The following is a 509-nucleotide window of genomic DNA, read 5'->3' as shown; positions in this document are numbered from 1 at the left end:
AGGCGGTTGTGCATAAATATATCTTTGCCCGTGATGGGGCAAAAGAAGCACGGAAAAATGGAGAAAAAATCAAATATCCGTACAAACAGAAAAAATATTTCAACACGAAATGGGCAAAAGATGGGTTTGTTTTGCATGAAGACGGAACGTTGGAACTGTCGCTAGGAATTTGGAATCGAAAACGACAATCTCCTTTGGTGGTGAAAATCGACAAAGAGAAACTTCCAAACGGAAAAGTCAAAGAAATCGAGTTGGTCTATGACCGTGGTTTGTGGCTTTGTTTATCGTATGAAGATGGGAAAAAACCAAAAGAAAATCCATGTAAAAACCGTGTTGCTATTGACCCAGGGGAAATTCACACCATCGCAGCCATTTGTGAAAATGGGGAAAGCCTCATTATCACGGGAAGAAAAATAAGAAGCATTCATCGGTTGAGAAACAAGAAATTAAAAGAACTGCAAAAACTCATGAGCAGATGCAAAAAAGGCTCCAAACAATGGAAAAAGTAC

1 protein-coding gene is annotated in these 509 nt (G+C 39.1%); it reads left to right on the top strand.

Annotated elements, in window-relative coordinates; genetic code table 11:
• Positions 1–509, top strand: a 509-nt coding sequence (locus tag U1T56_RS24660) for a nuclease/transposase family protein (protein WP_471683469.1), incomplete at both ends; no start/stop codon positions are given.

The sequence above is a fragment of the Benzoatithermus flavus genome (assembly GCF_037908215.1).
GTDB classification, from domain to species: Bacteria; Pseudomonadota; Alphaproteobacteria; order Geminicoccales; family Geminicoccaceae; genus Benzoatithermus; species Benzoatithermus flavus.
The sequence above is the reverse complement of the archived record's forward strand: the minus strand, read 5'-3'. Positions and strand labels throughout refer to the sequence as shown.